This is a genomic window from Neobacillus sp. Soil_C_43 (genome assembly GCF_057656715.1).
The window spans coordinates 24,542-34,472 of record NZ_JBDGJV010000007.1 but is presented as its reverse complement, the minus strand read 5'-3'; the positions used below and the strand labels follow the sequence as shown (position 1 = coordinate 34,472).

Sequence of the window (9,931 nt, the reverse complement as noted above, 5' to 3'; positions counted from 1 at the left end):
TTTTTCGCAGATTGCCGCAGAAGCAAAATCAAGATGTGAGCAATCTGCTCTACCGACTGAGCTACTGAGCCATAATAAACTTTGTAATATGTAAATGGCGGTCCGGACGGGACTCGAACCCGCGACCTCCTGCGTGACAGGCAGGCATTCTAACCAACTGAACTACCGGACCATTATAAATTGATCGTCAGCAAGGAAACCGTCCTTGCCAGTCACTTACTGACAATCAAATGCCGATGACCCCTACGGGATTCGAACCCGTGTTACCGCCGTGAAAGGGCGGTGTCTTAACCGCTTGACCAAGGGGCCATACTAAAAATATTTAAATGGTGAGCCATGAAGGACTCGAACCTTCGACCCTCTGATTAAAAGTCAGATGCTCTACCAACTGAGCTAATGGCTCTCGAATGAAGATGATTCACTAATCTTTGATTTGCGACGGATGCCCACGCCTCAGAAAGCTTATTCAAGTAGCAGCTCGGCGTGTGCCCTGATGCTATTTCTTAGAAGCTTACTCGATCGTGCACTACCAACTGCGCTAATGGCTCGTACTAAATTGTCGTATCGTGGCGACGCTTTTTATAATAGCATGGATAATACTATTTAAGCAATACTTTTTCAAAAAAACTTTTTAAATAATTGAAGCCCTCAAAATTTGAGGGCTTCTCATTATGTTTTAAACTTGTCTCCAAGGGCTTCTTACTACGTTTGTTTGATTACGGTCAGGTCCTACAGAGAAAGTTGTTAATGGCACTCCTGTTAGCTGCGTTACACGCTCTACATAGTGGCGGGCATTAACTGGAAGCTCATCTAATGATTTCACTCCTGTAATATCCTCTGTCCAGCCAGGTAATTCCTCATAAACTGGCACACACTCTGCTAAAATTCGTAAATTCGCAGGGTATTCAGTAATTAACTCATCCTTATAACGGTATGCCGTACAAATTTTCAATGTTTCGATGCCAGTTAATACATCAATTGAATTAAGTGAAAGGTCTGTTAATCCACTGACACGGCGGGCGTGACGGACAACTACACTATCAAACCAGCCAACACGGCGAGGGCGTCCTGTTGTTGTACCGTATTCACGACCTACTTCGCGAATTTGATGTCCAATTTCATCATGTAATTCAGTTGGGAACGGACCATCACCCACACGGGAAGTATAGGCTTTACATACTCCGACTACATGCGTAATTTTAGATGGACCAACACCAGAACCAATCGTTACTCCTCCAGCAACAGGATTCGAAGATGTAACGAAGGGGTATGTGCCCTGGTCAATATCAAGCATAACACCTTGCGCACCTTCAAAAAGAACACGTTTGCCGTCATCCAAAGCATCATTTAACACAACAGATGTATCACAAACGTAATGCTTAACTTGTTGGCCGTATTCATAGTACTCATCAAGGATTTCTTCCTTGGTAAAACCTGTTGTTTCATATATACGTTCAAATAGACGATTTTTTTCTGCTAGGTTTTGTTCAAGCTTTTCTTCAAAGATTTCAAGGTCTAATAAATCAGCCATACGAATACCGACACGAGCAGCTTTGTCCATGTAAGCAGGACCGATCCCTTTTTTAGTTGTACCGATTTTATTAGCACCTTTGCGTTCTTCTTCCACTTCATCTAACTTGAGGTGGTAAGGAAGAATGACATGGGCGCGGTTACTAATGCGAAGATTATCCGTTGTAATACCTTTTTCATGTAAATAAGCAAGTTCTTTAACCAGTGCCTTCGGATCGACAACCATACCATTCCCAATTACACATGCTTTTTCTTTATAGAAAATCCCTGAAGGAATCAGGTGTAATTTGTAGGTTTCTCCATTAAATTTTATGGTGTGGCCTGCATTGTTTCCACCTTGATAACGTGCAATGACCTCTGCATTTTCAGATAGGAAATCAGTAATTTTTCCTTTTCCTTCGTCTCCCCATTGCGTACCAACAACCACTACTGATGACATAAAAGGCACCTCCAAAATTTTTGCTTTCAAGTAAATAATTATTATTCCCTCAGATAGTTTATCAATTTACCGAGTAAAAATCAACAAAACACGAACATTTTACAATAAATTTTATATTATGTTCGTAATATATTAAATTACTATTCTATTAATCTTCCAACTTGGAAATAAAAAAAGGTTAGCCAAGAATGGCTAACCTTCAAAAATCTATGCTCCTGGCGGCTCATACCGCGTCTCGAGATTGACGAACTTATTATATTCCTTAACAAAGGCCAACGCTACAGTACCAGTTGGGCCGTTACGCTGCTTGGCAATAATGATCTCAATGATATTTTTATTCTCCGATTCCTTATCATAGTAATCATCACGATATAAGAAGGCAACAATATCGGCATCCTGCTCGATACTTCCTGATTCACGGATATCGGACATCATCGGACGCTTATCTTGACGCTGTTCCACACCACGGGAAAGCTGAGAAAGAGCAATAACAGGGACCTTCAGCTCACGGGCTAACTGCTTAAGGGAACGGGAAATTTCCGAAACTTCCTGCTGACGGTTCTCACCTGATCGGCCGCTTCCCAAAATCAACTGCAAGTAATCGATTAAAATCATGCCTAACCCATGCTCTTGTTGCAAGCGACGGCATTTTGAACGGATATCACTAATTCTAACACCAGGGGTATCATCAATAAAAATCCCTGAATTTGATAGACTACCCATTGCCATAGTCAGCTTGCCCCAGTCATCATCCGTTAAGGAACCGGTACGCAGCCTTTGCGCATCAATATTACCTTCCGAACAAAGCATACGCATTACCAACTGTTCTGCACCCATCTCAAGACTGAAAATAGCTACATTTTCACCCGTCTTCGTCGCTACATTGGAAGCAATATTCAAAGCAAATGCCGTTTTACCTACAGAAGGACGAGCACCTACAATAATTAAGTCATTTCGCTGAAACCCGGCTGTCATTCTGTCTAGCTCAGCAAATCCGGTAGAAATCCCCGTAATCTCTCCCACACGATTGTGCATTTCTTCAATATTGTCATACGTACGGACAAGGACATCTTTAATATTATGGAACGCTCCTGCATTCTTTCTCTGGGCAACTTCCATAATACTTTTTTCCGCTTCACTTAAGAGTGCTTCAACCTCATCCTCACGCGAATATCCATCGGTTGCAATATTCGTTGCCGTACGAATCAGTCTTCTAAGTAACGATTTTTCTTCTACTATTCTCGCATAATACTCAATATTGGCTGCTGTAGGTACAGAACCTGCAAGCTCACTTAAATAACTCACACCACCGGTATCTTCTAAAAGCTTGGCTGCTGCCAGCTCCTCCGTCACGGTAATCAAGTCAACGGCTTTTCCTTGATCATTTAAGTTGAGCATCACATTAAATATTTTTTGATGTGCAGCACGGTAAAAATCTTCAGGAATCAAGATTTCCGATGCCAAAGTTAAAGAAGAAGGCTCTAAAAAGATAGCCCCTAAAACAGCCTGTTCGGCCTCTATATTTTGTGGCGGCATGCGATCCGCGAATAAATCATTCATTTATAAAAAACCTCCTATTCTAGTAGGATGATTTTAAGTAATAGTCTAAAAGTATTATATCATATCCTAAAAAGAAAAAAGTGACCAGCTAAGACCGATCACATCATTGATAACTTTTATATCTTAACATGGTTCCTTACCAATTCACACTGGCAAATTTTATCCCTGTACTATTTTATTTCTTTAACAGAGACAGTTAATGTAGCTGTTACTTCGTGGTAAAGCTTTACTGGAACCTTTGTGTGGCCAAGTGTGCGAATCGCATCAGCTAGTTCCATTTTACGCTTATCAATTTTAATTCCATGTTTTTTTTGCAATTCTTCTGCAATTTGTTTTGTTGTAATGGAACCAAAGAGTCTTCCACCTTCACCAGCTTTAGCCGTTAACTCCACCGTAATTTTATCCAATACTTCTTTCAGCTTTTTCGCTTCGGCTAGTTCTTCTGCTGCTTCCTTTTCTTGTTTCTTTTTTTGGGCATCTAAAGAACTGACGTTAGCATTATTTGCTTCAACAGCTAAACCTTGTTTAATTAAAAAGTTATGTGCATAGCCATCAGCTACATTTTTCACTTCACCTTTTTTACCTTTTCCTTTTACATCTTTAAGAAAAATTACTTTCATTCTTTTTTCACTCCTTCAAAATATTCATCAATTGCCAGCTTTAACTTTGTTTCCGTTTCGTTTATCGTTAAGCCACTAAGCTGGGTCGCTGCATTCGTAAGGTGACCGCCACCTTTAAGGCTTTCCATAATCACTTGGACATTTATGTTTCCTAGTGAACGTGCACTAATTCCTATAACACCTTCACTCCTTTTGGAAATAACAAAAGAGGCGAGAACCCCATCCATCGTTAACAAAGTATCTGCTGCTTGCGCAATAATGACTTGATCATTCAGTTCATTTTCATTTCCTTTTGCTATAGCTACTCCCTCACGATAAAAAGAAACAGATTCAATCAGCTTAGCCCGTTTGATATATGTATCTACATCTTCTTTTAAAAGCTTTTGGACTAAAACTGTATCTGCACCATGTGCACGTAAGTAGGAGGCTGCATCAAACGTCCTGGACCCTGTCCGTAAGGAGAAACTCTTTGTGTCGACAATAATCCCAGCTAATAGAGCAGTGGCTTCGATCATCTCAATTTTACCTCGTTTAGGCTGATATTCCAAAAACTCCGTTACTAGCTCGGCTGTAGAAGATGCATAGGGCTCCATATAAACTAGCAATGGATTGGCAATAAAATCCTCACCACGACGATGATGGTCAATGACCACCACATGGTCTATTTTATTTAACAGTCGCTCTTCCATGACTAGGGCAGGCTTATGTGTATCCACAATCACTAGAAGGGTTTTGTCTGTAGACATTTCTAATGCTTGCTCTGGACCAATAAAATGTGAATATAACTGCTCACTCTGGCGTATTTCTTCCATGAGCCTTTTGCCACCATTGTCTAGTTCCGTTGTATTAACCACAATATATGCTTCTTTTTGATTCATTTGCGCTACTTTATAAATGCCAATACTGGAACCAATAGAATCCATATCAGGGTTTTTATGCCCCATGACAATCACTTTATCACTGGCCGTAATTAAATCCCTCAAGGCATGAGAAATGACACGTGCTCTTACCCTTGTCCGTTTTTCAACAGGATTTGTTTTTCCACCAAAGAATTTCACTTTCCCATTTGGCAGTTTAATGGCTACCTGATCGCCGCCTCTGCCGAGAGCTAGATCAAGGCTTGATTGGGCCAATGCTCCCAATTCAGGTAAAGAAGTAACACCTGTTCCAACACCGATACTTAAGGTAAAGGAAACATTCTGCTTGGAGGTCATTTCTCTTACATCATCAAGAATAGTAAATTTGCCCTTTTCAAGAGCACGGAGAATTCCTTCACTAAACACAGCAATAAATCGCTCAGAGGAAACCCGTTTGAGGAAAATTCCATTATCCTGAGCCCATTTATTTAGGATAGATGTCACGAGATTGTTAATACTCCCACGCATTTGGTCATCCATACCCTGTGTCAGATCATCGTAATTATCTAAGAAAATGGTGCCAATAACCGTCCGTTCATCCTGGTACTTTTTTTCAATTTCTTTTTGTTCGGTAACATCAAAAAAGTATAATAGCCGCTCTTCACGTTTGTGGATGACACGAAACTTCCGTTCATGAAGAGTAATAATTTCCGTTTCCACTTCCTGTTTAATCAACGGAATGAGTGAATCTGCCACATCATAAAGCGATCTTCCAACTAATGTTTCTTCATCAAAGTATGAGGCCAGGAAAGGGTTGGTCCACTCAACGAAATACTCCTCATTAATGAGCATAATCCCAATTGGCATTTCCATAAGCGCCTCTTCGCCAACCTTTTTGACTCGGTAGGAAAGGGTTGAGATGTATTCTTCCATTTCTTTTCTTTGGCGACGATCAATAACAAACATATAGTAGAGAGGGAAAAACATTAATAATAACCCGGCCACACTTAATATCCAGTTATATAATAACAGGACAATGAGCAGTACCACTGTAACGCCAATTAACCCATAAAAGGGATAACGGATTGACCGCTTTTCTAAAAATGCAGGCAAAGTTTTCAGCTCCTAGTCGTGAATCTTACTCTTTCTTTTCAAATTGCTTTCGAAAATCAAAGCCTAAATCAGTAATGCCCAATATCATTATTATATAACGGACTATTGGAATCATCAAAGTAAGAATTACAACAAGCACACCAAGTCCCTTTGCAACCGACCTCTGGTGAAAAATATAGAATAAAAAAGCAAGACCCTGCACAATAATTAAGGTTTCTAAAACCGCTCTGACATTAATTAAAACTGAATACATGTATGTACCCTCATGCGGATGAAACAAAAGCATCGCACCTAAGGCAATTAAATAATACCATAAAAGGCTTTTTGGCAGGGAAAGATTACGAAAACTTCCCCACGGCTTTACTTTTACTCCAAACCTTTTTATGACTGGAAAGCTAATCCACTGTATGACAAAAGAAGCAGCTACCGCAGCAAAAATAAGAGCAGTCGGAGCAATTGTCGTGATTTGTTTTACCATAAGGGTACCTTGCTCTTGTAATTTCTCAATTTGATCTTCTTGCCCCTGTGCTTTTAATATTACTTCAGACTGTTTAATCGATTCGGTTACGGACGTCTTTAACTCGTGAAGAATATCCATTTGAAAGAATGCAGCAGAAGCACTATAAAAAATAACCATACCTATAGCTAAAGTAAGTGTACTTGCCATTAAAATGACATTTCTGCTCCTGTTTTTTTGCAGGAGGTAACCAATGACCACTCCAGCAGAACCATGAATCAGCATTAACGCCAGTCCTCTTAAAGAGCCCGCAAAAAAAGAGATAAATATCGCAGCCACAACAAATGCCGTAATCATTTTTACATTGTTTTTTGCTGAAAACAAAATAAATGGCAGCGGAATTGCAATGGTTACAATTCCTCCGACGAGAGGAACATAGATACTTATTAAGATAAGAGCTGCCATCGAAGCTAAAAGAATGGCACCCTCTGTTAGTTTATGTACATTTTTCACTTCTTCACCTCTAATTATGAAAGCTATCCTTTTATTTTAGACTACATAAGAGTTATGATTCAACTTTATAAAAGGCTTTGTAAATTTCCGCTCCAGGCACGAGCGGTTCGTGGGTGTTTCGGCGAGCCTCCTCGGTGCTTGCGCCTGCGGGGTCTCCCCTGAACCATACTCCCACAGGAGTCTTCGTGCCTTCCGCTCCAATCAACAGAGGTTAATAATCAACAATATTCATTAACACAGCCTTATAAAAAGGAAAAAGGCAGTAAGGGCGACCCTTACTGCCTTAGAAAGCTTATTATTCTCCAGCCACGAATGGTAATAATGCCATTTGACGTGCACGTTTGATTGCAACTGTTAGTTTACGTTGGTATTTAGCGCTAGTACCAGTTACACGACGTGGTAAAATTTTTCCACGCTCAGAGATGAATTTTTTAAGTAAATCTACATCTTTGTAATCGATGCGAGAGATGCCATTTGCTGTGAAATAGCAAACCTTACGACGCTTTGCGCGACCGCCTTTACGTCCTCCTGCCATGAAAATTCCCTCCTTTATGATTTTTTTATTTATTCACGTGCGATAAAGGTTGTTTAGAATGGAAGATCATCATCGGAAATGTCAATTTGTCCATTTCCTGCAAATGGATCTTCATCCATACGAGTAAAACCTTTATTTTGGTTTTGATTTTGATTTTGGTACTGGCGTTGATTCTGATTGCCGCCTCCGTATTGGTTTCCTTGCGGTTCCCGTGGTGGTGCACCGAAATGATCATTGTCGCCTCTTCCACCGCCGCCACCAGACGAGCTTTTAGGTTCTAAGAACTGAACGCTCTCTGCTTGAACCTCTGTAACGTAAACACGTTTACCATCTTGTCCTTCATAGTTGCGGGTTTGAATACGACCATCAACACCTGCAAGACTGCCCTTTTTCAAGAAGTTCGCTACATTTTCAGCCGGTTTACGCCAAACAACACAATTAATAAAGTCTGCTTCACGCTCACCTGCTTGACTAGAAAATGGTCGATTAACTGCTAGAGTAAAGGTAGCAACAGGAACCCCATTTGGCGTATAGCGCAAATCAGGATCTTTTGTTAAACGGCCAACAAGCACGACACGATTCATCATCAGAATCAACTCCTTTTCTTCCAGGGATTGTTTCACATGAAACATTCTTCACCTGAAAAAATTTTATATTAATATTAAACTTCTTCTTTAATTACGATATGGCGAATGATATCTTCGCTGATTTTTGCAAGACGAGAAAATTCTTGTACTGCATCAGCTGAAGATGTAGTTTTAGCGATTTGGTAGTATCCGTCACGGAAATCGTTGATTTCGTATGCAAGACGGCGCTTACCCCAATCTTTTGTTTCAGCAGTTTCCGCACCATTGTCAAGAAGAATTGTGTTAAAACGCTCAACTAGAGCTTTTTTCGCTTCCTCTTCAATGTTTGGGCGGATGATGTACATGATTTCGTACTTATTCATCACAGTCACCTCCTTTTGGTCTAAACGGCCCGAATGGGCAAGGAGCAATTATTCATTACTCACAAGTTAAGATTATAGCATAGAAAAACAGGAAAAGCAATGTTCTTTCCCTGTTCCCATTTTTACCTATTTACATTGATTTAAACATTGAAACGGAAGTGGATGACGTCGCCGTCTTTTACTTCATATTCTTTTCCTTCTAGGCGGACTTTTCCAGCTTCTTTAGCTGCGTTGTGGCTTCCTGCTGCTAGAAGGTCATCGTAGGATACTGTTTCTGCACGAATGAATCCACGTTCGAAATCAGAATGAATGACACCCGCACATTGAGGGGCCTTCATTCCTTTTCTGAATGTCCAAGCGCGAACCTCTTGAACTCCTGCTGTGAAATAAGTAGCTAAGCCAAGTAAGTTATATGCAGCACGGATTAACTGATCTAGACCTGATTCTTCGATGCCAAGCTCAGAAAGGAACATAACCTTTTCTTCACCCTCAAGCTCTGCAATTTCTTCTTCAATTTTTGCACAAACCACAATCACTTCTGCATTATCAGCTGCAGCATACTCACGAACTTTTTGTACATATTCATTCTCAGAAGGATCAGCAATATCATCTTCACTCACATTAGCTACATACAGAACAGGTTTAATCGTTAAAAGGTGTAGACCTTTAACTAATTTCATTTGTTCCTCTGTGAAGTCAACCGTACGAGCTGGTTTCTCTGCTTCAAACGCATCACGAAGCATCGCAAGAACTTCGAATTCTGCGGCTGCATCCTTATCTTTTTGCTTAGCCAACTTTTCAACGCGGCTAATACGCTTTTCTACGGATTCCATGTCTGCAAGAATTAACTCCAGGTTAATGACTTCAATATCATCAATTGGGTCCACTTTTCCAGAAACGTGTGTGATATTTTCATCTGCGAAGCAGCGAACTACTTGGCAAATCGCATCTACTTGGCGGATATGAGATAGGAACTTGTTTCCTAACCCTTCACCTTTACTTGCACCTTTAACAATCCCGGCAATATCGGTAAATTCAAATGCTGTTGGAACAGTTTTCTTAGGTTGAACAAGCTCAGTTAATTTTTGTAAACGGTGGTCAGGTACTTCTACAATTCCTACGTTTGGATCAATCGTACAGAAAGGATAGTTCGCTGATTCCGCTCCTGCCTGTGTGATTGCATTAAATAAAGTAGACTTACCAACGTTCGGTAAACCTACGATACCAGCTGTTAAAGCCATGTCCTTCACTCCTCATATTAAAAATCGATCTATTTAAACAAAAATTGAGTCCATTTAATCAGTAAATAGTCAAGCCTTTCACAATTATAGGCATTTGTAAGAAAAAAGACAAGGATG

At 40.3% G+C, this 9,931-nt stretch carries 9 protein-coding genes and 3 tRNA genes; all 12 read right to left on the bottom strand.

Going from position 1 to position 9,931, the window contains the following annotated elements; genetic code table 11:
- Positions 1-95 precede the first annotated feature (95 nt).
- The 12 genes from AC3A54_RS11300 to ychF all read right to left on the bottom strand — a co-directional run bounded on the left by AC3A54_RS11300 (position 96) and on the right by ychF (position 9,814).
- Positions 96-172, bottom strand: a tRNA-Asp gene (locus tag AC3A54_RS11300).
- A 65-nt stretch (positions 173-237) separates the two neighbouring features.
- Positions 238-309: transfer RNA gene (locus AC3A54_RS11295), tRNA-Glu, on the bottom strand.
- Positions 310-327: 18 nt separating this feature from the next.
- A tRNA-Lys gene (locus AC3A54_RS11290) sits at positions 328-403 on the bottom strand.
- Between the two features lie 273 nt (positions 404-676).
- Complete coding sequence (locus AC3A54_RS11285) at positions 677-1,969, bottom strand: adenylosuccinate synthase (RefSeq protein WP_487654534.1); 1,293 nt, start codon at positions 1,967-1,969, stop codon at positions 677-679.
- A 207-nt stretch (positions 1,970-2,176) separates the two neighbouring features.
- On the bottom strand, positions 2,177-3,529 hold the full coding sequence (gene dnaB / locus AC3A54_RS11280) for a replicative DNA helicase (RefSeq protein WP_308081688.1): 1,353 nt from the start codon (positions 3,527-3,529) through the stop codon (positions 2,177-2,179).
- 170 nt (positions 3,530-3,699) lie between these two features.
- Positions 3,700-4,149 carry a 50S ribosomal protein L9 gene (gene rplI, locus AC3A54_RS11275; RefSeq protein WP_335544910.1) on the bottom strand — a complete coding sequence of 150 codons (450 nt, stop codon included), beginning with the start codon at positions 4,147-4,149 and terminating at the stop codon, positions 3,700-3,702.
- The gene (locus AC3A54_RS11270; protein WP_335544909.1) at positions 4,146-6,119 is read right to left on the bottom strand and encodes a DHH family phosphoesterase; all 1,974 of its coding nucleotides are present in this window, start codon (positions 6,117-6,119) and stop codon (positions 4,146-4,148) included. The genes rplI and AC3A54_RS11270 overlap by 4 nt, the downstream gene beginning before the upstream one ends.
- Before the next feature lie 25 nt (positions 6,120-6,144).
- Positions 6,145-7,089: a YybS family protein gene (locus tag AC3A54_RS11265; protein ID WP_487654533.1), complete on the bottom strand. Its 945-nt coding sequence runs from the start codon at positions 7,087-7,089 to the stop codon at positions 6,145-6,147.
- A 295-nt stretch (positions 7,090-7,384) separates the two neighbouring features.
- On the bottom strand, positions 7,385-7,624 hold the full coding sequence (gene rpsR, locus AC3A54_RS11260) for a 30S ribosomal protein S18 (protein ID WP_024030263.1): 240 nt from the start codon (positions 7,622-7,624) through the stop codon (positions 7,385-7,387).
- A gap of 53 nt (positions 7,625-7,677) precedes the next feature.
- Complete coding sequence (gene ssb / locus AC3A54_RS11255) at positions 7,678-8,211, bottom strand: single-stranded DNA-binding protein (RefSeq protein ID WP_335544907.1); 534 nt, start codon at positions 8,209-8,211, stop codon at positions 7,678-7,680.
- A gap of 74 nt (positions 8,212-8,285) precedes the next feature.
- Positions 8,286-8,573, bottom strand: coding sequence for a 30S ribosomal protein S6 (gene rpsF / locus AC3A54_RS11250; protein WP_335544925.1), 288 nt, complete (start codon positions 8,571-8,573; stop codon positions 8,286-8,288).
- 140 nt (positions 8,574-8,713) lie between these two features.
- Positions 8,714-9,814, bottom strand: a complete 1,101-nt coding sequence (gene ychF / locus AC3A54_RS11245; RefSeq protein ID WP_335544906.1) for a redox-regulated ATPase YchF — start codon at positions 9,812-9,814, stop codon at positions 8,714-8,716.
- Positions 9,815-9,931: the final 117 nt, after the last annotated feature.

Bases quoted from the DNA above. Each gene is read 5' to 3' on its own strand.
- AC3A54_RS11285 (WP_487654534.1), bottom strand. From the start codon at position 1,969: ATGTCATCAGTAGTGGTTGTTGGTACGCAATGGGGAGACGAAGGAAAA.
- dnaB (WP_308081688.1), bottom strand. From the start codon at position 3,529: ATGAATGATTTATTCGCGGATCGCATGCCGCCACAAAATATAGAGGCC.
- rplI (WP_335544910.1), bottom strand. From the start codon at position 4,149: ATGAAAGTAATTTTTCTTAAAGATGTAAAAGGAAAAGGTAAAAAAGGT.
- rpsR (WP_024030263.1), bottom strand. From the start codon at position 7,624: ATGGCAGGAGGACGTAAAGGCGGTCGCGCAAAGCGTCGTAAGGTTTGC.
- ssb (WP_335544907.1), bottom strand. From the start codon at position 8,211: ATGATGAATCGTGTCGTGCTTGTTGGCCGTTTAACAAAAGATCCTGAT.
- rpsF (WP_335544925.1), bottom strand. From the start codon at position 8,573: ATGAATAAGTACGAAATCATGTACATCATCCGCCCAAACATTGAAGAG.
- ychF (WP_335544906.1), bottom strand. From the start codon at position 9,814: ATGGCTTTAACAGCTGGTATCGTAGGTTTACCGAACGTTGGTAAGTCT.